This window comes from Paraburkholderia sp. 31.1, assembly GCF_014397645.1.
GTDB lineage: Bacteria > Pseudomonadota > Gammaproteobacteria > Burkholderiales > Burkholderiaceae > Paraburkholderia > Paraburkholderia tuberum.
Window position 1 is genome coordinate 78,064 of record NZ_VZQN01000031.1, and the last position, 23,213, is coordinate 101,276.

Below are 23,213 nucleotides of genomic sequence, written 5' to 3' on the forward strand. Positions count from 1 at the left end.
GTTTGACGGTGCTGGCAAGGGGGCGCGACGGCCGCTCGATGCGAAGGCTGAACGTTACACCGCTTGCCGCGCCCAGCCGCTAGCGCCTAGTTGTCGTCGATCACGAACAGCCGCCGATACTCCTTCAGCGCGTAACGATCGGTCATCCCCGCGATGTAATGCGCGATCAAACGCGGCTGACGCGTCGCATCGGCCGACTGATAGTCCGGCGGCAGCAGCCGCGGGTCGTCGGTGAACGCGTCGAACAGGCCGACCACGACGCGGCGTGCCTTATTGGCCATGCGCATCACGCGATAGTGACGGTACATGTTTCTGAACAGGAAGCGCTTGAGCGCCGCGGCCTGCGCGGCGATCGCATCACTGTGCGCGACGAGCGGTGGCGCCGCGCGTACGTCGTCGAGTGACGCCGGCGCGTAGCGCGCGAGATTGGCCCGCGTCGTTTCGATCAGATCGACGATCAGCGTATTGATCACGCGCCGCACCGTCTCGTGAATCAGCCGACGCCCCTCGATCTGCGGATAGTCGCCGCGCGCCGCCTCGCAGTGCGTCTGCCAGAGTTCCACTTCGGCGAGCTGCTCCAGCGACAGCAGACCGGAGCGCAGACCGTCGTCGACGTCGTGATTGTTGTACGCGATTTCGTCGGCGACGTTGGCGATCTGCGCTTCGAGCGACGGTTGCCGCCCTTCGAGAAAGCGCTCGCCCAATGTGCCGAGCCGGCGCGCGTTGTCGCGTGAGCAGTGCTTGAGAATGCCCTCGCGCGTCTCGAAGCACAGGTTCAACCCATTGAACGCTCCGTAGTGCTCTTCAAGTTCGTCGACGACCGTGAGGCTCTGCAGGTTGTGCTCGAAGCCGCCATGCTCGCGCATGCATTCGTTCAACGCATCCTGGCCGGCATGGCCGAACGGCGTATGGCCGAGATCGTGCGCCAGCGAAATCGCTTCGACGAGATCTTCATTGACGCGCAGATTGCGCGCAACCGAGCGCGCGATCTGCGCAACTTCGAGGCTATGGGTGAGGCGCGTGCGAAACAGGTCGCCCTCGTGGTTGACGAATACCTGCGTCTTGTATTCGAGCCGCCGGAATGCGGTCGAGTGGACGATGCGGTCGCGGTCGCGCTGAAACTCGGTACGCGCGCTCGGCGCGGTTTCCGCATAGCGACGCCCACGCGACTGGCTCGAATGCGCCGCGTACGGCGCGAGATGCGCTTCGAGCGCCTGCTGGGTCGGCGCGGGGACGGCGGGTGTGGCAACCGCGGCAGCGGCATCCGCGGTGCTGACCGTGGCGGCGATGACGCCGTTCCCGGCGCCTGCGCGCGCGCTCGTCGTGTCATGCTGGATATCGTCGCTGCGCCTGTCAGTCACCGGGTCCTCCGAAACATGGGCGGCGCCTCGTGACGCGGGTGCGTGAAGCGTAGCTGCAGGGCCGTGTTGAATCTAGATGGCGGCGGCCAGCGTCGCATGCACGTCGGCGTCGGGCGCGCGGGTGATCAGTGTCTCACCGAAACGCTTCAGCAGAATGAACTTGATCGCGCCGGCTTCCGCCTTCTTGTCGATCTGCATCAGCTCGATGTAACGATCCGCGCCGAGCGCGGGAGCACGAGTGGGCAGATGCGCGGCAAGCACGACGTCGACGAGCCGCTTGCGCGACGCTTCATCGAGATGGCCGAGCCTCACGGACAGATCCGCCGCCATCACCATTCCGCAGCCGACCGCCTCGCCGTGCAGCCACTCGCCATAGCCGAGTCCGGCTTCGATCGCGTGGCCGAACGTGTGACCGAAGTTGAGGATCGCGCGCAGACCACCTTCGCGCTCGTCCTGCGCCACCACCGACGCCTTGATCTCGCACGAGCGTTTGACTGCCAGGGTCAACGCCTCCGGTTCGCAGCGGTTCAAAGCCTCGATATTGGCCTCGATCCAACTGAAGAATCCGGCGTCGGCGATTGCGCCGGTCTTGATGACCTCGGCGATGCCCGCCGCGAGTTCGCGTTCGGGCAACGTACGCAATGCGCCGATGTCAGCGATCACCGCCCGAGGCTGGTAGAACGCGCCGATCATATTCTTGCCCAGCGGATGATTGATGCCGGTCTTGCCGCCGACCGACGAATCCACCTGCGACAGCAACGTGGTCGGCACCTGGATGAACGGCACGCCGCGCATGTAGCAGGCGGCGGCAAACCCGGTCATGTCGCCGATCACACCGCCACCGAGCGCGATCAGCGTGGTCTTGCGGTCGGCGCGCGAGCCGAGCAGCGCGTCGAAGATCAGGTTCAGCGTCTGCAGATTCTTGTGTGCTTCGCCGTCCGGCAAAATCACCGTGGACACCTGCTTGTTCAGCGGCGCAAGCGCTGCGCGCAGCTTGTCGCCGTAGAGCGGATCGACGGTGCTATTGGTGACGATCGTGACCGAGTTGCCGGCGATATGCGGCGCGAACAGCGCGGTCTGGCCGATCAGGCCGGCACCGATATGGATGGGGTAGGCGCGCTCGCCCAGTTCGACGTTGACGGTAATCATACGGTCCATTATGAAGCAGGATGTTTGGCGACGCCGGCCATCTCGAGCTGCATCAGAACCATGTTGACGAGTCCGTTGACCGAGGGCCGGCCGGTTTCGATCACGAAGTGCGCGCATTCGCGGTACAGCGGGTCGCGCACTTCATAGAGCGCTTCGAGGCGCGCCTTGGGGTCTTCCGTTTGCAGCAGCGGGCGATTCTTGTCGCGCCGCGTGCGCAGCCACAGGTCATGCGGATTGGCGCGCAGATAGATCACGAGGCCACGGCTTTTCAACGCTTCGCGGTTTTCCGGCCGCAGGACTGCACCGCCGCCGGTCGCGAGCACGATATTGTCGCGCCCGGTCAGCTCGGAGATCACGCTCGCTTCGCGATCGCGAAAGCCCGCTTCGCCCTCGAGCTCGAAGATCACGGGAATGCGCGCGCCCGTGCGCGCCTCGATTTCATGGTCGGAATCGAAGAACGGGCGCTCGAGACGGCGCGCAACCGCCCGACCCACAGTGGTTTTTCCTGCCCCCATGAGCCCTACGAAAAAAACATTGGCGTGTGCGTCCCGCGCTTGCAACGGTGTCCTCTGGCTAATCCGGTGTAGTTCGTGCCGCAGCTTACTGGCAAAGCGGCTGCCTTGTCGAGCCTGCGCGCCGCCGGCGGACGGCGGTGCATGCGTGCCCTATATGCCCTAATTTTCCCGCACCACGCGCGGCGTGATGAAAACCGCCAGTTCGCTACGCGTGTCGCGATGAGTCCGATGGCGGAACAATGCGCCCAGAACCGGTATTTTGCCGAGGAGGGGCACCCGCTCGACGTCGTCACGGTCGTCGGTCTCGTAAATTCCGCCGATCGACACCGTACCACCGTCCTCGACCTCGACGCGCGTTTGCACGTGCTTGGTGTTGATCGCGGGCCCGGCGTCGGTCTGCTCGCCGACGCTGTCCTTCGCGACGTCGAGATCGAGCACCACGCGGCCATCCGGCATGATCTGCGGCTCGACCTCCAGTTTGAGCGTCGCCCGGCGAAACTGCACGCCCGATACGCCCTGGCCGACCTTCGCCTGATACGGCAGCTCGGTGCCCTGCTCGACGATCGCCTTCATCCGGTCCGCGGTGACGACCCGTGGGCTCGACACGATTTTCCCATGCCCTTCGGACTCGAGCGCCGAGAGTTCGATATTCAGCAGCCGGGTCGCGTGAGCCGCGAACAGCGTGAGGCCGGCGGTCGCGGCATCGAATCCGGAGATCGGTCGGGCCGACAGATCGTACACGGAGCCGTCCGTTCCACCCGTCAGCCCTCTCGACGTACCGTCCGCGCTGGTGCCGGCGAGCGACAGCCGCACCCCGAGATTGCGCGAAAAGCCCTGGTCGCCTTCGACGATCTGAGCCTCGATCAGCACCTGGCGAGTCGGCCGGTCGACGGAAGCGATCAGCGCCGCGATCTGCTCGAGCCGCCCCGCGAGATCGGTGACGAACAGCAGGTTGGTGCGCGGATCAGCGGTGACGGCGCCACGTTTGGACAGCACGCGCTGCGTGCCGGAACCGGTCAGCAGGCGACGCACGTCCTCGGCGTGCGCGTAGTGCAGCTCGAACGTGCGGCTCGCGAGCGGCTCGAGGTCCGCGGCGCGCGCGTGGGCTTCGAAGCGCTGACGTTCGCGCGCGGCGAGCTCGGCGGCAGGCGCGACCCAGATTACGTTGCCGTGGCGCTCCATCGCCAGATTATTGACATCGAGCAAGGTGTCGAACGCGGTGCGCCACGGCACCTTGTCGAGACGTATCGACACGGCGCCGCGCACTTTGGCGCTGGCGACGATGTTCAGGCCGGTGAACTCGGCGAACGCTTTCAGGACCGCGCCAAGTTGCGCACGCTGAAAGGTCAGCGAGATCGGCTCGTTGCCCGCGGGAAGGCCCGAGTCCGCACTGGCCGATGCGTCGGCGAGGCGCGGCCGCGGCGGCAGCGGGACCGGCGGGCCTTCGAGACCAGGCGTGCCGGCACTGTCGTCGCGAGCCGGGGTGGCGGGTTGTGTTGGCGAAGGCGGCGGCATCGGGCCGTTGGCGAGGTCGTCCGGGGAGGCGTCGGGCGCTATCGCGGAACGCGCGGCCGGCTGGAGCGTGTCCGGCTCCTGGGCCCCGCCTGGCGTGGAAACGTCGCCGAACGGATTCGCCGCCTGGCCGATGCCGCCGCTCGGCAGCGGCGCCGTCTCGTAGGCGGTGTTGGCCGATACGGCCGGGTCGTCGAGCGCCGCGTAAGTCGGCAACGGCGGCGGCAGCAGTGGCGTCGCTGCCTGTGCGACGCCGGCACCCAGCGTCGCGGCGACGTAGAGCCCGAAACACCGTCCGGATACGACGCGGACCTCGCGTCCGACACCCAGCGTCGCCACGCTCCATCGCTTGAGCGGGCGCATCATGACGCCTCCGTCAGCGTCAGCGTGCGCGTCGCGCCGCCGTTCGCGAGCGTAATGCCAAGCGCGTCGAGCTGTGTGACCCGCTCGACGCCCAGTCGTTGCCCAGCCGCGACCATCGTCGTGCCGTCTGGCGTGTCGAGCAGCGCGAGCCCGCGGGTACGATCGCGCAGCAAACCGACAAGGCGCAACTCAGAAGCATCGCCCAGCTCGCCGCTCGCGGAGATCTGCGACTTCGCAAACGGATCGAAGAACACGAGGCCTTCGTCGTCATCGTCGGCAGCCTCGTCGGCGTCAGGGCTCGCCTCGGCGCTCGCAGCCGGGGTGTCGGGCACCGGTCGCAGCGCGGCGTACACCTGCAGCGTCGCGGCCACCGCGAGCCCTTTGCCGTCCTGCTTGACGGTCACGTCGACGGGAACGATCAGCACCGGCAGTTGCGCGAGCCCGTGGAAAAACGCCATCAGGTGAACGAAGTCGGTGCGCGCGGTGAGCTGCAGAACGCGCATCCGCTCGACGCCCTCGCCGCTCGCCGCGCCCGGTTCCACCGCAAGCAGCGCGACGCCGCTTTGCGTGGCCAGCTCGGAGACGATGCGCACGTCGTCGGCGGAGTTCCACGACACGGCGCTCGACGCCGTGGCCGGCATCGCCGCGGCTGCACGGCGCAGCGACGGCAGCTGTGCGAGCGTGTGCCGCGCGTGCGCGAGACGCTGCGTGCTGACCGCGAGCGCCGCGCGGCTCGCTTCCAGTCCGGCGAGATCAGCCGCGTTCCAGCCGTACGCGCCGACGCCGAACACGAGCGCGGCAAGCGTCGCCGCGACGAGCCAGCGACGGCGCCGACTCCACGCCTCGAGCGGCATACGCGCCCGCTTGACCCAGCGCGAAAAACCCGCGGACCCATGCGCCGCACCACCCGCCTCGAAAAAGGTCGTGCTCATCGCGCACCTCCCGTTCGTGCGGCCTTCAGGGCGCGCGTCGCTTTGTGCGGCGGATCGCCCCAGCGCAGGCGCGCATCGAACTCCACGGGTCCGCCTATCGCCTGTTCCATCGACGCGCCGCCCTTCCCCGTCGGCCGATGCAGATCGCGCATCTCCGCGCCCTGCACGCCGTGGATCGCGCCGAGCCGCTTGAGCCACTCAGCCGATGCGATATGGCCGCTCGAAGTCGCCAGCAATTCAGTCTCGTACTCGCGCTGGCGCAACTGCCGCAACACGACGCGATCGCCGGGTTCGAAGCTCAGCGCGTCGAGCAGATCGCGCAGATGTGCGAGCGGCCTCGCGAGACTCGCGGCGCGCGCCGCGGCTTCGCGCTCATCCTGTTCGGCCCGCGACAGCTTCGCGTGCTCCGCGAGCGGCACGGCGAGCGGAGTCAGCGCCTGCCCGGCCGCCGCGCGCCGCGCATCGAGCCGCGCTGCGGCGAAGCTCTGCCAACCGGCGACGAGCAACACACCCGCGGCACCGACACAAGCGGCCACAGCCCAGTCGCGCATACAGCGGCGCCGCGCGAGTCGCGCGTTGCGTTGGCGATACGGCAGCAGATTGAAGCCGCCCATCCACGGTACAGCGGCGCGCTGATCGGCACTCGCGGCGACGCCAGACGAAAACGACAGAACGGCCCTCATTCCAGCACCCCGCGCAACGCGAGCCCAAACGCGACCGCGCCAGCCGGCTCGTGCAGCAAGGCGTCGTCGAGCGGCCGCGCGTGGCTGCCGAGCAGCGCGCATTCGAACGGCAGCGCCGAGCAGCCGAGCACGTCGCCAATATCGGCGAGTGAAAAGCCGACGCCGTCGAGCAGATCGATTTCGCCGCCGATCAGCGCGCAGTCGAACTCCGGCCCGCGCATGAGATCGCGCAACGCGTCGGCGAGATCGGCATGCTCCGGCGCCGGGTAGCGCATCTCGCCGATGCTCGCGCCATCGACGACGCTCCAGCCGTACACGCCGTCCGTACCGACCCACACCGCCGCGTACGGCTCGTTCGGGTCGAGCTCGCGACTGGCCGCGTGGCGCAGCGCGCGCAATGCCGCGTGCGGTTCGCCATCGATCGCGGACAGCGAAATCCCTGCGGTCGCGGCGCATTCGATCCGCGCTTCGAGATGCTGGCGCGCGGTCGCGGCGATCTTCACCGAGCGCACCGGCGACGGCGTCTCGTCGACGTACCAGTCGACCGCGAGCGCATGACGCTCGAGGCCGGCGATGCGCTCCGCCTCTCCCATCACCGCGGGCGCAAGTCCGGCGAGCGCAACGCCGCCGTCCTCCGCCTCGCAGTCGCTCTGAGCGGCGAGCCGCGCGAGCGGCACTGTCGTCGTCAGCGTGGCCGACGAAGGCACGGCCATCGCGCAGCGCAGCGCGTGCGTCGCGCATACGCGCGGCAAACCGGCGAACGCATCGCGCAACGCCCGCGCGACGGCCTGCCGATCGACGATCTCGGCGCCCGCCATGGTGCCGGCCGCGAACGGCACCGTGCTCATATGTTCGAGATGCAGCGCGCCTCGGGCGCGTTGACTCACCACGACGAGACGCACGTTTTGCGAACCGACATCGATGCCGGCGGCGAAACGCTGCCGGCCCTCCCGCACCGCCTGAAGCCACGAATTTTTATAGGCCATACCGCCCTCCCTCTGACTCACGCGACGAACCATTCGAACGCGAGTAACGAGGGATCATTGTCGGCAGACGCACGTCCTAACGACATTCAGCCGAATGGCTAACGCAGATGCGAAGCCGCCCCGAGCGACATCAAAGCGACTACAGTTGGGACTACAGCGAAGTCATTCCCGCGCCGCCTGGCGTGTGCCGATTGCGCGTCATTCGTAAGCTTGTCGAAAGCAGAAAAACCCTGGCGGCTATAATCGCGGGACTGTTTTTCCGGTACTCCTATGCAAGCCACGTCTCCTACGTCCCCGCCGCCCGCGCCGAAACGGCGCAAACGTCCGTTATGGCTGAAGCTGATCCTCGGCTTTGTCGGGTTGATCGTGGCGGGCATCGTATGCGTGGCGCTGGTGCTCGGCTATGCGCTCGTCGTCGCGACGCCGAACCTGCCGTCACTCGATGCATTGACCGACTATCAGCCCAAAGTGCCGCTGCGAATCTATACGGCCGACCACGTGCTGATCGGCGAATTCGGCGCGGAGCGGCGCGACATCGTGCACATCCAGGACGTGCCCGACAGCCTGAAGAAAGCGATTCTCGCGATCGAGGACGCGCGCTTCTATGAGCACGGCGGCGTCGACCTCACCGGCATCGCGCGAGCCGGCTTCGTCGCGCTGACCAACGGTCATGCGACGCAAGGCGCGAGCACGATCACGATGCAGGTCGCGCGCAACTTCTTTCTGTCCAGCGAGAAGACGTACACGCGCAAGATCTACGAGATGCTGCTCGCGTACAAGATCGAGTCGAAGCTGAGCAAGGATCAGATTCTCGAGGTGTACATGAATCAGATCTATCTAGGTCAACGCGCGTACGGTTTCGCGAGTGCCGCGCGCGTGTACTTCGGCAAGGATCTGAAGGACCTGACGCTCGCCGAATCGGCAATGCTCGCCGGTCTGCCGAAGGCGCCCTCCGCGTATAACCCGGTCGTCAATCCGAAGCGTGCGAAGGTGCGCCAGGAGTACATCCTGCAGCGCATGTACGAATTGCACTACATCACTCAGGAACAGTACGACGAGGCGAGCCGGCAGCGGCTCGTCGTGAAGGGCATGGGCAAGGAGTACAGCGTGCACGCGGAATACGTCGCGGAAATGGTGCGGCAGATGATGTACGCGCAGTATCGCGAGGAAGCCTACACGCGCGGCCTGAACGTCGTGACCACGATCGACTCGGCCGATCAGGACGTCGCCTACCACGCGGTGCGCAAAGGCTTGATGGACTACGAGCGCCGTCACGGCTATCGCGGCCCGGAGGCGTTCATCGATCTGCCGGCCGACGCCGACGAGCGCGAGCAGGCCATCGACGACGCGCTGCTCGAACATCCCGACAATGGCGAAATCATCGCGGCCATCGTCACGGCGGCGAGCCCGAAGCAGGTCCAGGCGGCGTTCATCGACGGCAATGTCGCGACCATTCAGGGCGACGGCCTGCGCTACGCGCAGTTCGCGCTCGGCCCGCGCGCGCAGCCGAATCAGCGCATCCGGCCCGGCGCGATCGTGCGGCTCGTGAAGAACGACGAGGGCGACTGGTCGATCACGCAATTGCCCCAGGTGGAAGGCGCGTTCATCTCGCTGGTGCCGCAGGACGGTGCGATCCGCTCGCTGGTCGGCGGCTTCGACTTCAACAAGAACAAGTTCAATCACGTGACGCAGGCGTGGCGTCAGCCGGGCTCCAGCTTCAAGCCGTTCATCTATTCGGCGTCGCTCGAAAAGGGCCTCGGGCCCGCCACGATCATCAACGACGCGCCGCTCTTCTTCAGCGCCGCCGAAACCGGCGGCCAGGCGTGGGAGCCGAAAAACTACGGCGGCGGCTTCGACGGTCCGATGACGATGCGCACCGCGCTGCAGAAATCGAAGAACCTCGTGTCGATCCGCATCCTGAACCAGATCGGCCCGAAGTACGCGCAGCAATACATCACGCGGTTTGGCTTCGACGCGGACCGCCATCCCGCCTATCTGCCGATGGCGCTTGGCGCGGGCCTCGTGACGCCGCTGCAAATGGCCGGCGCGTTCTCGGTGTTCGCCAACGGCGGCTACCGGATCAATCCGTATCTGATCGCGGAGGTCACCGATCAGCGCGGCATCGTCGTCGCGCACGCGCAGCCGCTCGTGGCCGGGCAAAGCGCGCCGTTCGCGATCCAACCGCGCAACGCCTACGTGATGAACAGCCTGCTGCAAAGCGTCGCGCAGCACGGCACCGGGGCGAAGAGCAACGTGCTCAAGCGCACCGATCTCGCCGGCAAGACCGGCACGACCAACGATTCCCGCGACGCGTGGTTCGCCGGCTATCAGCACACGCTCACCGCGATCGCGTGGATCGGCTACGACAACCCGCGCAGCCTCGGCGACAAGGAAACCGGCGGCGGCCTGGCGCTGCCGGTGTGGATCGAGTACATGGGACGCGCGCTGAAGGGGGTGCCCGAGTACAAGATGCCACGCCCCGACGGCGTCAGCGAAATCGGCTCGGAGCTTTATTTCGACGAGTTCACGCCGGGCCACGGCTTCATCGCGACGGTCGGCGTCAGTCAGGCGACGCTCGATGCGGAGGCGAGCGCGGCAGCCGCCGCTCCGGAACAGGTTGGCGAACAGGAAAAGCAGGACATCATGAATCTGTTCCGCGGGCACTGAGGCTGCGTCGATGTCCCGCTAGAAAAGAAAAAACCGCCGCGTTCGTTACGCGGCGGTTTTGTTTTGAGAGCGTCTCGCGCTTATTACACCGCGCTCATAGCGCGGCGATCCGCACCGGCTCGCCAGCCTGCTGCGTCGCATACTGCGACAGCGCCGCGAAAAACTCCGCGCCGCTGCGCGTGTCGCGCCATTCACCGTCGACGAAACGGAAGTGGAAACCACCGGCTTTGGCGGCGATCCAGATCTCGCTCATCGGCGGCTGAAGGTTGACGATGATCTTCGTGCGGTTCTCGAATTCGAGCGTCAAAACGTTGCCGCTGCGCTCGAGCTCGATGTCGGCGTCGATGTCGTCGAGCGCGCTCTCGATGGCGGCCAGCACGGCTTCCGCACGGGTCAGGTAATCACTATCGGACATGCTAAACTCCATCGATTATTCATTCAGGGACAGTCATGCGAGTCGTAACTCGGATGCGCGCGGCAGCGCCCGGCCGCGCGATTGTAGCGGTTTTAGTCATTCTCGCAGGTTGTGCGCTTACCGGCTGCGGCCAACGCGGCTCACTCTATCTGCCGACCGTACCGCCGATGCCTGCCCCGCCGGCTCACCGCACGCAAACACCATCGACCGATCGAACGCAACCGGCTAGCGGCAGCGCGGCCGACACGGGTTCGATCCCGGACACCTCGGGCACGCCGCTCACGCTCGCCCCCGAAGACCAGCTCGCGGCGCCGCCCGCTTCGGCGGCATCGGCTCCCGCAGTGCCGCTGCCCGCCTCTGCCGTCCCTTCCGTTCAATAAGACTTTCGCATGACTCGATCCGCATTTGACTACGTCGACGGCGTATTGCACGCCGAAGGCGTGTCCGCCGTTTCCCTCGCCGAGCAGTTCGGCACGCCGCTCTACGTCTATTCACGCGCCGCGCTCACCGCAGCGTGGAACGCCTATGCGGGCGCCTGCGCGGGGCGTCGCGCGAGCGTGCACGTGGCCGTCAAGGCCAACAGCAATCTCGCGGTGCTGAACGTGTTCGCGCGCCTCGGCGCGGGCTTCGACATCGTGTCGGGCGGCGAGCTCGCGCGCGTGCTCGCGGCTGGCGGCAAAGCGGAAAACACCGTGTTTTCGGGCGTTGGCAAGCAGGCAAGCGAAATGCGCGACGCGCTCGCGGCGGGCGTCAAATGCTTCAACGTCGAATCGATTCCCGAACTCGACCGCCTCAATTCGGTGGCGGGCGAGATGGGCAAGAAAGCGCCGGTGTCGCTGCGCGTGAATCCCGATGTCGATGCGAAAACGCATCCGTACATTTCCACCGGACTCAAGACCAACAAGTTCGGCGTCGCGTTCGAAGATGCGCGTGCCACCTACCAGGCGGCCGCAGCGATGTCGAATCTCGAGGTGATCGGCATCGACTGCCATATTGGCTCGCAGATCACCGAAGTCGCGCCCTATCTCGACGCGATCGATAAGGTGCTGGAACTCGTCGAGCAGATCGAGCAGGACGGCGTGTCGATTCGCCATTTCGACGTCGGCGGCGGTCTGGGCATCACCTACGACGACGAAACGCCGCCGGAAATCGGTGAGTTCGTGCGCACGGTGCTCGATCGCATCGAAGCGCTCGGCCACGGTCACCGCGAAGTCTATTTCGAGCCGGGCCGCTCGCTGGTCGGCAATGCGGGCGTGCTGCTCACACGTCTTGAGTTTCTGAAGCCGGGCGAGGACAAGAACTTCGCGATCGTCGACGCGGCGATGACCGATCTCGCGCGCCCCGCGATGTACGACGCCTATCACGCCATCGAGCCGGTCGTGAAGCGCGACGTCCCCGCGCATGTGTACGACGTGGTCGGCCCGGTCTGCGAAAGCGGCGACTGGCTCGGCCGCGAGCGGCTGCTCGCGATCGAACCCGGCGATCTGCTCGCGATCCGCTCGGCCGGCGCGTACGGCTTCGTGATGAGCTCGAACTACAACACCCGTGCGCGCGCCGCCGAGGTGATGGTGGATGGTACACAGGCGCATGTGGTTCGCGCGCGCGAAGAGGTCAAGCAGCTGTTTGCGGATGAAACGATACTGCCGGCGTAAACGTCAGTCCCTGCGGCAGAGCGCGAAGGTCGAGCGCAGCAACGAAAATGGCGATGCCACGGTGGCATCGCCATTTTTATTTGAAACAGCGTGACGCCAATAAACTCGCCATCATCGTCGGCGCGTTCCCATCCTCCGCTCACGTATCCACACCACCAGTCGCCATCCCAGCAACGCGATCATCACCGCGCCGTAGATCTTCGGCAGCAGCAGGTCGTGCTTGCCCGCCTTCATCCACCAGAAATGCAGGATCGCGAGCACGCCGATCGCATAGATCGCGCGATGCAGCGTCTGCCAGCGACGTCCGAGCTTGCGCACCATCGCGCGCGGCGACGTGACCGCGAGCGCGATCAGCAGCACGAACGCGGCGAAGCCCACCGTGATGAACGGCCGCTTGCCGATGTCCTTCAGAATCTCCGCAACATCGAACCACTTGTCGAACCACAGGTACGTGGTGAAATGCAGCGTCGCGTAGAAGAACGTGTAGAGCCCGAGCATGCGGCGCAAACGCACGAACGCGGCGACGCCGGTCAGACGGCGTAGCGGCGTCACCGCGAGCGTGATGCACAGGAACACGAGCGTCCACAGGCCGGTCGAGCGTGTGATGAATTCAATCGGATTCGCGCCGAGCCGGTCGGTCAGGCCGAACAGCACGAGGCGCGAGAGAGGATAGAGCGCCGCGATGAAGACCGCGACTTTGGTGGGCACGACCCAGCGCGCGCCGCCGGTGGAACGCAGCTTCGCCGCCGACGCCGACGAGGTCCGCCGCGTCGCAGGCTCGGTGCGGGTGACAGTTTGCGTATCGGAAACCATCGCGCTCGCCCTAGAAGTTCTTCTTCAGGTCCATGCCCTGATAGAGCGACGCGACCTGATCGCCGTAACCGTTGAACATCAGCGTCTTGCGTTTCGGCGTGAAAAAGCCGTCTTCGCCGATGCGCCTTTCAGTGGCTTGACTCCAGCGCGGATGATCGACATTCGGATTCACGTTCGAATAAAACCCATATTCGTTCGACGCGTACGTGTTCCAGCTCGTCGGCGGCTGCTTCTCGACGAAGCGGATTTTCACGAGCGACTTCGCGCTCTTGAAGCCGTACTTCCACGGCACCACGACGCGCACCGGCGCGCCGTTCTGATTCGGCAGCACCTGGCCGTAGAGGCCCATCGTCAGTAGCGTCAGCGGATGCATCGCCTCGTCCATCCGCAGGCCTTCGGAGTAAGGCCAATCGAGTATGGGTGCCGACAACCCTGGCATCTGCGACGGATCGGCGAGCGTGATGAACTGCACGTACTTTGCATTGCCGGTCGGTTCGACGCGTTTGATCAGCTCCGACAGCGAGACGCCGATCCACGGCACCACGATCGACCAACCTTCGACGCAGCGATGCCGGTACACACGCTCCTCGAGCGGCGCGAGCTTCAGCAGATCGTCGATGTCGTACACCTTCGGATTCTTGATCTCGCCCTCGACGCTCACCTTCCACGGATGCGGCCGCAACGTGCCCGCGCGCTGCGAGGGGTCGGATTTACCGGTGCCGAACTCATAGAAATTGTTGTAGGTCGTGATGTCCTTGTACGGCGTGATCTTGTCGAGCGCGACGAACCTGGTGTTGGTTTTCGCCGCGAGCTTCTGCGCCTTCGGATCGGGCGACGAGTAGGTCGCGAGCGCCTCGCCGCTCACGCCGATCAGGCCGCCGAGCGCCATCGCGCCCGCCGCCTGCAGGATGCGTCGCCGGTTTTCGAACACGTGCCGCGGCGCGATTTCGCTGCGCGCGATGTCATCGCCGGTCAGTTGAATTCTGTCGCTTCGCTTGATCCACATCGTGCTACTCCTTGCCGGCCCGCCGCGTCGCGCGCGTTGCGGAGCCTTATTGATGATCGCCCCTTTGGGGGCGTCTGTCATCCATGGGTAGTTGCTCTGGTGCTCGACTGGCGAACACCGGGGAGCAACGAATATTCCATCGGCCATAAAAAAACCGCCGGTGCGAAAGCACGCGGCGGTTCTTAGTCGGTTCAGCGCGGCGGATCTTACAGCTTGCCGTAGCTATGCAAGCCCGACAGGAACATGTTCACGCCGAGGAACGCGAAGCTCGTGACCAGCAGCCCGGTCAGCGCCCACCACGCGGCGAGCGCGCCGCGCAGGCCCTTCATCATACGCATGTGCAGCCAGGCCGCGTAGTTCAGCCACACGATCAGCGCCCACGTCTCCTTCGGGTCCCAGCTCCAGTAGCCGCCCCAGGCTTGGGCGGCCCACAGCGCGCCGAGAATCGTCGCGATCGTGAAGAACGCGAAGCCGACCGCGATCGACTTGTACATCACGTCGTCGAGCACGTCGAGCGCCGGCAGACGATCCGCGAGCACGCCGCGTTCCTTCGCCAGATATGCGACGCCGACCATCGCCGACAGCGCGAAGCTGCCATAGCCGATGAAGTTCGCCGGCACGTGAATCTTCATCCACCAGCTTTGCAGCGCCGGCACGAGCGGCTGGATCTGCTGCGCATCGCGCGCGACCGAGTACCACATCAGGAAGCCGACGGCTGCGCTGATCACGAGCAACACGAACGCGCCGAGCGCGCGCGTGTTGTAGTGCTGCTCGTAGTACAGATAGAACAGCGCGGTGATCAGGCTGAACAGCACGAACACTTCATAGAGGTTCGAAATCGGAATATGGCCGACGTCCGCGCCGATCAGATACGACTCGTACCAGCGCACCATCATGCCGACGAAGCCCATCAGCACCGCCGCCCACGTCATCGTCGAGCCGATCGCGGCGCCGGTCGGCGAGCGCGACAGCAGCGCGATCCAGTAGAACCCGGTCGCGAATACGAAGAGCGCGCTCATCCACAGGATCGCGGACTGGCTCGACAGGAAATACTTGAGGAAGAAAGCGTTGTCGGCGCGGCTCAGATCGCCGTGGTAGATCTGGATTGCGAGCAGCGACAGCGCGGCGATTCCCACCATCAGCGGACGCACCGGCTTCCAGCGCCAGCCGAGCACGACGAAAACCGGCACCGAGCACATCAGCACCAATTTGTCGTAGTAGTTCATGAACGGGTAATAGCGCGACAGCGCGAACCCGGCGCCCCCGACGAGCGCGAGCGCGAACAGCCAGTCGACGATACCCAGGCGTTTCAGGAACGGCCGTTCGTCGAAGTTCGGGAGTTCGGGCGTGCTGCTCGCAAACGCCTTGTCGGCGCGTGAAGCAGAAGAAGAGGAGGAGGAAACCTGAGTCAAGTCCATGATCTTACCGGGTCGAATCCTGTGAGCTTGCCGACGCAGCGGCGGCCTGGCCGGCCGGGCTGGCATCGGCTGCTTCGATGAGTTTCGCGCCCAATGCGGCGCTCACGGCGGCCCGCGTCTGGACGAACTCTTTCTCGAAGTCTAGCGTCTTACGCGCGCTCGACATCGCCATTACGACGCTCGTGCCGTGGTCCGTGTCCTTGAGCCAGAACCACAGACGCCGTTCGCGAACGTAGAACATCGAGAAGATGCCCAATACGAGAAGCAGGCTGCCAAGATACACGACTTTTTTGCCCGGCGCGCGCGTCAACTGAAATACCGAAGCTTGCACCTGCTTGAATGAGTCAAGCTGCAAATAGACCGGCGATCCATACAGAAAGCTGTCGGAAATCGCATTAAGCGAACTCTGGATGAAGCGGCTCGTGTCCGCATCGGCCGGCGCGGCGGGCTCGCCGAGCCGCTGGCGCGACAGTTGCCACAAGTCCCACGTCACACCTTCGAGCATGCGAAGCAGCAGGCCCGCGGCCTTTTCCTGCTCGCCCTTCGGTACCGAGCGGTCGATAAACCCAGCGACCGCCTGGAAGCCGCCGAGCGTTTCGCCATTCGGCATCTTCATGCTGCCGTCGGCGCCCGCAAAAAGGGTCAGCACCCGCAAGGCGCTTTCCTCCAGATGTTGCTGCAACTCCGCATTTGAACCCGGCACCGAACGCTGCGCGAATTGATGAGCGGCGATGGCCCGTTGGTTCGGGTCTTCCAGCGTGGCGCGCAGATTCATCCATTCCTTGAGCGTGCCGCCGCTGTCGGCGGGAATTCGCAGATAGCGGAACGGGTCATCGGGATTCAAGCGCATGCCGGCGAGGAACATTTTCTCGCCGTTCACGTCGACGGGCAGCATGTAGTTGTTGTATTCGCGCGCCTGGCCATCCTTGCCGCGAATCTTGTACTGCACCGACGGGCCGACGTTGTGCAGATCGAGCGGCTTCGACGTTTTCGCGCCGGAGCCGAGGCGCTCGTCGAACGCTTCCTTCAGCGAGTGCTGCGCGACAACCCCGCGCGCATCGTTCTGCCCGTTGCCGTTCGAGATGTTTTCGACGTTGATCGCGCGGAAGTCGGTGAATTCGACGGTCTGGCCATCGGCCAGCGGCGTGGCCGAGCTCAACGGCGCGCTGCCGCCGATCGTGCCGCCAAACGGCGCGGGCTTTGCACTCGGGCCGGACATCGGGAAGGCAGTCATCTGCATCTGCGAGCCGCCGTCCTGGAAGCTCGATTGATAAATCGACACGCCGTCGTATTCGAACGGCTTGTTGACCTCGACGCGCGCCGGCACGCGCGCGCCGGTCTTGTGATCGATCACGACGATGTCGCTCGCGAACAGCTTCGGCATGCCGGTCGAGTAGTAATCGACGATGAACTTGTTGAGCTCGATCGAAAACGGCAGGTCCTGGATCAGCGAACCATTGGGCTGATTCAGGATCGCGGTCGACACGTGCTGCCCTTCGGGTACCCACGCGTAGCCGCGGAACGTCGGGTTCGATTGCGACAGCCGATGCTCGGGCGAAATCTCGTTGATCACCGTGTTCGAGTTGATCGGCGACTTGTCGAACAGCCACATTTGCAGCTTGATCGGCAGATTGCTGTCGAGCAGGCCGCCGAGGCAGATCACGACGATCGCGAGGTGCGCGGAGATGTAGCCGAACTTCGTCAGCGCGCCACGCTTCGCGGCGATCAACGTCGCGCCGTCCGACTCGCGCGTGACGAACTTGTAGCCGAGCTTCGCCGACAACCTTGCGAGCACCGCCGCCGACTGCGCGCGCGTGCCGTGCACCGCGAACTCACCCTTGTGATGGAACGCGCGCAGGCTGCCTTCTCGAACCTTGTCCTTCCAGCTCTTCACGTCGGCGACCATCTTCGGCGCATTTCGGATCACGCAGAGCGACACAGACACCATCAGGAAGCCGAGAATCAGCATGAACCACCACGAGCTGTACACCGTGTAGAGGCTCAGCGCGCGGAAGATGTCCGCCCAGAACGGACCGAACTGGTTGACGTAGTTGGGATACGGATCGTCCTGCGTGAGGACGGTACCGATGATGCTGGCGATCGACAGAATGACGAGCAGCGCAATGGCGAAACGCATCGAGCTCAGGAGCTCGATGGCGCTGCGCATGACGCGATTGCCCGACTTCGACTGCAGACCCGACGTGGTGACGCTCATTCAATCTCCGACTGAACAGCAAAAAAGGGTGAAGGGCTGTCGTAGCGACGACACCCTCACCCTTTTCTTGTTTTTCACCGGCCTCGCCGGGCCGGTTGGATTTGCGCGGACGAAGCGCTTAATGCAGGCCCGCGATGTAGTCGGCAACCGCTTTGATTTCGTTGTCCGACAGACGCGATGCTATCGCATGCATCGCGTCGTTGTTATTACGAGCGCCCGGACCTTGCGTGAACGCGGTCAATTGCGTGACCGAGTACTCGGCCCACTGCCCCGACAGGCGTGGATACTGGATCGGAATGCCCTGCCCCGTGGGCCCGTGACAGGCCGCGCAGGCCGGCACCCCGCGGTCGGCAATCCCACCGCGATAGATCTGCTGCCCCACCGCGACGGTCTTCTTGTTGTGCGCATAGCCTGGCTTGGGCGTCTGCGTCGAGAAGTAAGCCGCGACGTTGATCATGTCCTGATCGGAAAGCGCGGCGGCCATGCCCGCCATGATCGCATTGTTGCGCGCGGCCTGTTTGGCGCCCGGCTGCGGCTTGAAATCTCTGAGCTGCTTGACGAGGTACTCAGGATGCTGGCCCGCCAGTTTCGGGTATGCGCCGCCGGCACTGTTGCCGTCTGCGCCGTGACATGACGCGCATACCTGTACCGCGATTGCCTGCCCCCGATTGATGTCCGGCTTTGCCGGATCTGCTGCTCGTGCCTGAATTGCCAAACCTGAAAGACCTGCCGTTACATGAAGCACCATCAGAGTCTTGCACAGTCGATTCATTCGCACACCCTGTCTCGTCTTGTGGGATTTTAGATGTTCTGCAAAGTACGACGACGGCGACCGAGCGACCGCCAGGAGCCGCCAAGGCACGTGGGGCGGCCTCCTAAGGTTTTCAGTAAACCATCGTATTGTACAATAACTCGCTAATCGCTTAGACGCCAGTCGGGCTTGACCCCGTTCCCGCTGCGGGCTCCGCAGCTTCTCCAATCTGGCTTCCACCATGCCCTTCCTGCTCCACGAATCCCGCTTCTATACCACCGTCAATCATCTGCGCGACCTGCCGTCCACCGCGCAGCCCGAGATCGCTTTCGCGGGACGCTCGAACGCGGGCAAATCGACCGCGATCAACGTGCTCTGCAATCAGAAGCGACTTGCATTCGCAAGTAAGACGCCTGGCCGCACGCAGCACATCAATTATTTTTCGGTTGGCAAGTCGGATGAGCCGACCGCCTATCTGGTCGACCTGCCGGGCTACGGTTATGCGGAAGTGCCGGGTGCGGCGAAGGCGCACTGGGAAGCGCTGCTGTCCACGTATCTGCAATCGCGCTCGCAACTGCGCGGCATGATCCTCATGATGGATTCGCGCCGCCCTCTGACGGATCTAGATCGGCGCATGATCGAGTGGTTCGCGCCGACCGGCAAGCCGATCCACACGCTGCTCACCAAATGCGACAAATTGACGCGTCAGGAAAGCACGAACGCGTTGCGCACCGCGCAGAAGGGACTGGCCGAATATCGGGCTGCGGGCTATCGCGGCGAACTCACCGCGCAACTGTTTTCGGCGCTCAAGCGAACGGGGCTCGATGAAGCGCATGAGCTGATCGAGAGCTGGCTGATCCCGGAGGCAGCGGGCGAAACAGGCGAAACGCCGGCCGCGGGCTGAACGCATATCAATGCAGGAATCCCGCGGCACGCGTGATATGCCTGTAAAACCCGCGTCAGAGCGCGTTTGCGGCCGCGCATAAAAAAACCCGCCGCTTGAACGGCGGGTCAAACAGCCTAATCGAAAAACGACAGGCACCCGCTCAGGGAGGAGAAGCGGGGAGGTCAGCGCTAGGCGCCTTGCTCGATCGGTATGATATACCATTGTCTCGAAAAGTTTCCGGGAGCGGAGCCAGGTGCTATTTGTCCACTCCACCTATCCACGATCTTCGATTCGATATGAGCTTCTACCCGCACTACCGTCCGCGCCGCATGCGCCGTGACGACTTCTCGCGTCGCATGATGCGCGAAAACATCCTCACGACCAACGATCTGATTTACCCCGTATTCATCGTCGAGGGAACCAACGTGCGGCAAGCCGTGCCGTCGATGCCGGGCGTCGAGCGTGTGTCGGTCGATCTGCTGATGGGCGTCGCCGGGCAGTGCGTCGAACTGGGCGTGCCGGTGTTGTCTCTGTTTCCCGCGATCGAGCCCTCGCTGAAGACACCCGAAGGCCGTGAAGCGGCCAACCCGGCGGGCCTGATCCCGCGCGCGGTGCGTGAGTTGAAGAAGAATTTTCCGGAGCTCGGCGTGCTCACCGACGTGGCGCTCGATCCGTATACGAGCCATGGTCAGGACGGCGTGCTCGACGAAGCCGGCTACGTGATCAACGACGAAACCGTCGAGATCCTCGTCGAGCAGGCTCGTGCGCAGGCGGAAGCCGGCGTCGACATCGTCGCGCCGTCGGACATGATGGACGGACGCATTGGTGCGATCCGCGAAATGCTCGAGAGCGAGGACCACATCCACACGCGCATCATGGCGTACGCGGCGAAGTACGCTTCGGCGTTCTACGGCCCGTTCCGCGATGCCGTCGGTTCCGCGACGAACCTCGGCAAGAGCAACAAGATGACCTACCAGATGGACCCGGCAAATTCCAACGAGGCGCTGCGCGAAGTGCAGGCCGACATCAACGAAGGCGCGGACATGGTGATGGTCAAGCCGGGCATGCCGTATCTGGACATCGTGCGTCGCGTGAAGGACGAGTTCCAGTTCCCCACCTACGTGTACCAGGTAAGCGGCGAATACGCCATGCTGAAGGCCGCCGCGCAGAATGGCTGGCTCGATCACGACAAGGTGATGATGGAATCGCTGCTCGCGTTCAAGCGTGCAGGCGCGGACGGCGTGCTGACGTATTTCGCGCTGGATGCCGCGAAGATCCTGCGTTCGCAGAAGTAAGCCAGGCGCGGTTTAGCGCGCGGCCGTCGAGAAAAAAACGGAGGCGAACCTTAGGGTTTCGCCTCCGTTTTTTTGTGCTGCCGTTTGCGAAGCGGCGGTCTTGCAACGCCCCGCGGCCTTCGATTACACCCCCGATGCACTCGCCCGATCCAGTGTGCGCAGGAATTTATCCGCCGATTCGTAGCCGACCTCCCGCAGCACTTCCTTGCCACCCTGATCGAAAAAAATAATCCCCGGCGGCCCGAACAGATTGAAGCGCTTGAGCAGCGCCTGGTCGTCGGTATTGTTCGCAGTGACGTCGGCGCGCAGCAGATTCATCTGCTTCAGCTTCGCCTGAACGCGCGGGTCGCTGAAGGTGAATTTCTCCATCTCCTTGCAGCTCACGCACCAGTCCGCGTAAAAATCGAGCATGGCTGGCTGCGCCGCCGTTTTGACGGCCTGGTCGAGCTGATCCGATGAACGTACCGGCGCGAACGTCAATTCGCTTTGCGGCGCCGTTGCGGCCGCGCCGGAGCCATCCTTCGCGATGCTCGCCTGATTGCCGACGCGAGCCGCGAGCACCGCCAGCGGTCGCAGCGGATCCAACGATCCCGCCGCGAGGCCAACTAGAAGCGCGGCTGCCCAAACCGCCATCACGACGCCGACCGCCCGCCCAAGCCGGTGCCATATCGAGGCGCCTGCAACCGACTTGGAAAACAGGCCGAGCGCAACCGCGGCGATCAGCAGCCAGAGGGCGCTCAACAGCATCGACGCCGCCCCGCCGAGCACCGGCCAAACAATCCACAGCGCCGCGGCCAGCAGAACGACGCCAAAGAACACTTTTACGCTGTCCATCCACTTGCCCGCGCGCGGCAGCAGTGTACCCGCGCCGAGGCCAATGATCAGCAGCGGCAGCCCGAGCCCGATGCCCATCGAGAACAGCGCCGCGCCACCGAGCACGGCGTTGCCGGTATGCGCAATGAACGCGAGCACCGCAAAAAGCGGCGCGGTCATGCAAGCGCCGACCACCAGCGCCGACAGCGCGCCCATCACGGCGACCGCGGTAAATTTGCCACCCGAGCGTCCCGCTGACCCGCTCGACATGCGATCGCGCCAGCGCGGCGGCAGTTCGAGATCCACACCGGCGATCAGCAGCAGCGCGAAAATCGTCAGAAGCCCGCCGAACGCGCCGAGCACCCACGGGTTCTGCAGCCATGCGCCGAGACTCTGCCCGACGAGTGCCGCCACGACACCCAGCACCGTGTACACGAGCGCCATCCCGACTACATACGCGAGCGACAGCGCGAAGCCACGCCTGCGCGTGACGCGCGCTCCCTCACCAATGATGATCGCCGACAGAATCGGAATCATCGGATACGAGCACGGCAGCAAGCTCAGAATGGCGCCGGCAACGAAATAAAGCCCGACGATCGCAAAAAAACCCCCACGCTGCAGCAGCGACTGCGCGTAATCGGCGCTGGTGGCGCGTTCGTACCAAGGTTCGTCGTCAGCGGCGGCGGATTGTTGCCCGGTTGGGGTCGCCGCCCCGCTGCCAGCCAGCTGCAGCGCCTTGCTGCTCACGTGGTACACGCGCTCCATCGGGGGGTAGCAGATGCCCGCGTCGGCGCAGCCCTGCGACGTCACCGCAAGATCGAACGGTCCGGCAGCCCGCTTGACCGGAATACGAATCGTCAGCTCGTTGCGATACGTCTCGACATTCTTGTTGAATGTCTGATCGAACTTCACATGACCGCCTGGCAGTTCAGGCTCGCCAAGCGTCGCCGTGCCGTTGCGGGTCGCGAACGCGAAGCGCTCGCGGTACATGTAGTAGCCGTCCGCAATCTTGTAGGTGACGACCACTTGGCCGGGGGCCTCGGTCGCGCTGAACCGGAACGCGACGGACGGGTCGAGGAAGTCGTCCGCGGCGCGCGCGAGCGTGGCGACTTGCGCGAGGAACACCCAGCCGAGCAGAAAGAATGCGGTGCGCAGCGCAGCGCGCGCGCGCCGGTCGAGACCGTTAAACATGAACAGGGCGTTGGGTTTCAGCAGTGATCCACTGGCCGTAGGCGGCGGAGGCCGTCGCTTGCCATGAGAGGATTTCCGGCGTGCCGTAGGGATGGTGAGCCTGAATGTATTGCTCCAGTTCGAGCGCGCGAGCGGCGCTGGTCTTGAACAGCAGCTGGATTTCCTGCGCGGTTTCGATCGCGCCCTGCCAGTGATAGCTCGACTGCACGCTGCCTAGCTGGGTGACGCACGCGCAAAGGCGAGCGGCGAGCGCGTCGGCTGCGAGCTTTTGAGCGCCGGCCGCATCCGGCACCGTTGTCAGCACCAAGGTCACATTCACACTCACACCAAGCTCCGGCGGCGCAGGATTTCGATCCCGATATCGTATCACCTGGCCCTGTCGCCCTGCAGGGCGCCACGCGTGCGGCAGCGACATTTGGTCACTGCGAAGCGGCTTTCGCTATCAATGAAAAATCCGCCGCAGAAATCGGGATAGGGGCAGGCCTCACGGCCCGACCCCTCCCACACCACCCGGCATGCGGGTCCGCACCGGGCGGTTGGAACAGTTGAGGTCCCCACGTGAGTTACCTCACGCAAAGCCTGGCCTCGCT

The 23,213-nt window shown here is 64.7% G+C and carries 20 protein-coding genes; 5 read left to right on the forward strand and 15 right to left on the reverse strand.

Features of this window, described 5'->3' with window-relative positions; genetic code table 11:
• Nucleotides 1–86: 86 nt before the first annotated feature.
• The 7 genes from F6X37_RS23500 to pilM form a co-directional block, all read right to left on the reverse strand.
• A complete protein-coding gene (locus F6X37_RS23500) occupies nt 87–1,289 on the reverse strand; it encodes a deoxyguanosinetriphosphate triphosphohydrolase (RefSeq protein WP_311541596.1) in 1,203 nt (400 codons plus the stop codon).
• A 144-nt stretch (nt 1,290–1,433) separates the two neighbouring features.
• Nucleotides 1,434–2,519 (reverse strand): 3-dehydroquinate synthase, encoded by a 1,086-nt coding sequence (aroB, locus tag F6X37_RS23505; RefSeq protein WP_187612934.1) that lies wholly within the window; start codon nt 2,517–2,519, stop codon nt 1,434–1,436.
• Nucleotides 2,519–3,070, reverse strand: coding sequence for a shikimate kinase (locus tag F6X37_RS23510; RefSeq protein WP_090802131.1), 552 nt, complete (start codon nt 3,068–3,070; stop codon nt 2,519–2,521). The genes aroB and F6X37_RS23510 overlap by 1 nt, the downstream gene beginning before the upstream one ends.
• 114 nt (nt 3,071–3,184) lie before the next feature.
• Complete coding sequence (locus tag F6X37_RS23515; RefSeq protein ID WP_187612935.1) at nt 3,185–4,903, reverse strand: type IV pilus secretin PilQ; 1,719 nt, start codon at nt 4,901–4,903, stop codon at nt 3,185–3,187.
• Nucleotides 4,900–5,832, reverse strand: a complete 933-nt coding sequence (locus tag F6X37_RS23520) for a hypothetical protein (RefSeq protein WP_187612936.1) — start codon at nt 5,830–5,832, stop codon at nt 4,900–4,902. The genes F6X37_RS23515 and F6X37_RS23520 overlap by 4 nt, the downstream gene beginning before the upstream one ends.
• Nucleotides 5,829–6,515 carry a fimbrial assembly protein gene (locus F6X37_RS23525; RefSeq protein ID WP_187612937.1) on the reverse strand — a complete coding sequence of 229 codons (687 nt, stop codon included), beginning with the start codon at nt 6,513–6,515 and terminating at the stop codon, nt 5,829–5,831. The genes F6X37_RS23520 and F6X37_RS23525 overlap by 4 nt, the downstream gene beginning before the upstream one ends.
• A complete protein-coding gene (pilM, locus tag F6X37_RS23530; protein ID WP_187612938.1) occupies nt 6,512–7,501 on the reverse strand; it encodes a pilus assembly protein PilM in 990 nt (329 codons plus the stop codon). Before pilM ends, F6X37_RS23525 begins: the two co-directional genes overlap by 4 nt.
• Before the next feature lie 270 nt (nt 7,502–7,771).
• On the opposite strand from pilM, the gene F6X37_RS23535 reads away from it, so the two are divergent.
• Entirely contained in the window at nt 7,772–10,168 is a 2,397-nt protein-coding gene (locus F6X37_RS23535; protein ID WP_187612939.1) for a penicillin-binding protein 1A, read from the forward strand.
• Nucleotides 10,169–10,262: 94 nt separating this feature from the next.
• On the opposite strand, the gene cyaY is transcribed toward F6X37_RS23535, so the two are convergent.
• A complete protein-coding gene (gene cyaY, locus F6X37_RS23540; RefSeq protein ID WP_090802140.1) occupies nt 10,263–10,583 on the reverse strand; it encodes an iron donor protein CyaY in 321 nt (106 codons plus the stop codon).
• A 35-nt stretch (nt 10,584–10,618) separates the two neighbouring features.
• Between cyaY and lptM the strand changes: the two genes are divergently transcribed.
• On the forward strand, nt 10,619–10,963 hold the full coding sequence (gene lptM / locus F6X37_RS23545; protein WP_090802141.1) for an LPS translocon maturation chaperone LptM: 345 nt from the start codon (nt 10,619–10,621) through the stop codon (nt 10,961–10,963).
• Nucleotides 10,964–10,972: 9 nt separating this feature from the next.
• Nucleotides 10,973–12,235, forward strand: coding sequence for a diaminopimelate decarboxylase (lysA, locus tag F6X37_RS23550; RefSeq protein ID WP_187612940.1), 1,263 nt, complete (start codon nt 10,973–10,975; stop codon nt 12,233–12,235).
• Nucleotides 12,236–12,346: 111 nt separating this feature from the next.
• Here lysA and msrQ read toward each other — a convergent pair whose 3' ends face one another.
• The 5 genes from msrQ to F6X37_RS23575 form a co-directional block, all read right to left on the reverse strand.
• Nucleotides 12,347–13,048 carry a protein-methionine-sulfoxide reductase heme-binding subunit MsrQ gene (msrQ, locus tag F6X37_RS23555; RefSeq protein WP_187612941.1) on the reverse strand — a complete coding sequence of 234 codons (702 nt, stop codon included), beginning with the start codon at nt 13,046–13,048 and terminating at the stop codon, nt 12,347–12,349.
• 10 nt (nt 13,049–13,058) lie between these two features.
• Nucleotides 13,059–14,054: a protein-methionine-sulfoxide reductase catalytic subunit MsrP gene (gene msrP / locus F6X37_RS23560; RefSeq protein ID WP_187612942.1), complete on the reverse strand. Its 996-nt coding sequence runs from the start codon at nt 14,052–14,054 to the stop codon at nt 13,059–13,061.
• A 206-nt stretch (nt 14,055–14,260) separates the two neighbouring features.
• The gene (ccsB, locus tag F6X37_RS23565; RefSeq protein WP_184065481.1) at nt 14,261–15,472 is read right to left on the reverse strand and encodes a c-type cytochrome biogenesis protein CcsB; all 1,212 of its coding nucleotides are present in this window, start codon (nt 15,470–15,472) and stop codon (nt 14,261–14,263) included.
• A gap of 4 nt (nt 15,473–15,476) precedes the next feature.
• Nucleotides 15,477–17,687: a cytochrome c biogenesis protein ResB gene (locus tag F6X37_RS23570; protein WP_090802149.1), complete on the reverse strand. Its 2,211-nt coding sequence runs from the start codon at nt 17,685–17,687 to the stop codon at nt 15,477–15,479.
• Between the two features lie 118 nt (nt 17,688–17,805).
• Entirely contained in the window at nt 17,806–18,459 is a 654-nt protein-coding gene (locus F6X37_RS23575) for a c-type cytochrome (protein WP_090802150.1), read from the reverse strand.
• A 220-nt stretch (nt 18,460–18,679) separates the two neighbouring features.
• On the opposite strand from F6X37_RS23575, the gene yihA reads away from it, so the two are divergent.
• Nucleotides 18,680–19,342 carry a ribosome biogenesis GTP-binding protein YihA/YsxC gene (yihA, locus tag F6X37_RS23580; protein ID WP_187612943.1) on the forward strand — a complete coding sequence of 221 codons (663 nt, stop codon included), beginning with the start codon at nt 18,680–18,682 and terminating at the stop codon, nt 19,340–19,342.
• Nucleotides 19,343–19,620: 278 nt separating this feature from the next.
• Nucleotides 19,621–20,619: a porphobilinogen synthase gene (gene hemB / locus F6X37_RS23585; RefSeq protein WP_184065475.1), complete on the forward strand. Its 999-nt coding sequence runs from the start codon at nt 19,621–19,623 to the stop codon at nt 20,617–20,619.
• Nucleotides 20,620–20,742: 123 nt separating this feature from the next.
• On the opposite strand, the gene dsbD is transcribed toward hemB, so the two are convergent.
• Complete coding sequence (gene dsbD / locus F6X37_RS23590; RefSeq protein WP_187612944.1) at nt 20,743–22,623, reverse strand: protein-disulfide reductase DsbD; 1,881 nt, start codon at nt 22,621–22,623, stop codon at nt 20,743–20,745.
• Nucleotides 22,616–22,948 (reverse strand): divalent-cation tolerance protein CutA, encoded by a 333-nt coding sequence (cutA, locus tag F6X37_RS23595; protein WP_090802155.1) that lies wholly within the window; start codon nt 22,946–22,948, stop codon nt 22,616–22,618. Before cutA ends, dsbD begins: the two co-directional genes overlap by 8 nt.
• Between the last annotated feature and the right edge of the window lie 265 nt (nt 22,949–23,213).

Excerpts from the sequence above, each read along its gene's own strand:
- aroB (WP_187612934.1), bottom strand. The coding sequence starts at position 2,519 with ATGGACCGTATGATTACCGTCAACGTCGAACTGGGCGAGCGCGCCTAC.
- F6X37_RS23515 (WP_187612935.1), bottom strand. The coding sequence starts at position 4,903 with ATGATGCGCCCGCTCAAGCGATGGAGCGTGGCGACGCTGGGTGTCGGA.
- F6X37_RS23520 (WP_187612936.1), bottom strand. The coding sequence starts at position 5,832 with ATGAGCACGACCTTTTTCGAGGCGGGTGGTGCGGCGCATGGGTCCGCG.
- F6X37_RS23525 (WP_187612937.1), bottom strand. The coding sequence starts at position 6,515 with ATGAGGGCCGTTCTGTCGTTTTCGTCTGGCGTCGCCGCGAGTGCCGAT.
- pilM (WP_187612938.1), bottom strand. The coding sequence starts at position 7,501 with ATGGCCTATAAAAATTCGTGGCTTCAGGCGGTGCGGGAGGGCCGGCAG.
- F6X37_RS23535 (WP_187612939.1), top strand. The coding sequence starts at position 7,772 with ATGCAAGCCACGTCTCCTACGTCCCCGCCGCCCGCGCCGAAACGGCGC.
- cyaY (WP_090802140.1), bottom strand. The coding sequence starts at position 10,583 with ATGTCCGATAGTGATTACCTGACCCGTGCGGAAGCCGTGCTGGCCGCC.
- lptM (WP_090802141.1), top strand. The coding sequence starts at position 10,619 with ATGCGAGTCGTAACTCGGATGCGCGCGGCAGCGCCCGGCCGCGCGATT.
- lysA (WP_187612940.1), top strand. The coding sequence starts at position 10,973 with ATGACTCGATCCGCATTTGACTACGTCGACGGCGTATTGCACGCCGAA.
- msrQ (WP_187612941.1), bottom strand. The coding sequence starts at position 13,048 with ATGGTTTCCGATACGCAAACTGTCACCCGCACCGAGCCTGCGACGCGG.
- msrP (WP_187612942.1), bottom strand. The coding sequence starts at position 14,054 with ATGTGGATCAAGCGAAGCGACAGAATTCAACTGACCGGCGATGACATC.
- ccsB (WP_184065481.1), bottom strand. The coding sequence starts at position 15,472 with ATGGACTTGACTCAGGTTTCCTCCTCCTCTTCTTCTGCTTCACGCGCC.
- F6X37_RS23570 (WP_090802149.1), bottom strand. The coding sequence starts at position 17,687 with ATGAGCGTCACCACGTCGGGTCTGCAGTCGAAGTCGGGCAATCGCGTC.
- F6X37_RS23575 (WP_090802150.1), bottom strand. The coding sequence starts at position 18,459 with ATGAATCGACTGTGCAAGACTCTGATGGTGCTTCATGTAACGGCAGGT.
- yihA (WP_187612943.1), top strand. The coding sequence starts at position 18,680 with ATGCCCTTCCTGCTCCACGAATCCCGCTTCTATACCACCGTCAATCAT.
- hemB (WP_184065475.1), top strand. The coding sequence starts at position 19,621 with ATGAGCTTCTACCCGCACTACCGTCCGCGCCGCATGCGCCGTGACGAC.
- dsbD (WP_187612944.1), bottom strand. The coding sequence starts at position 22,623 with ATGTTTAACGGTCTCGACCGGCGCGCGCGCGCTGCGCTGCGCACCGCA.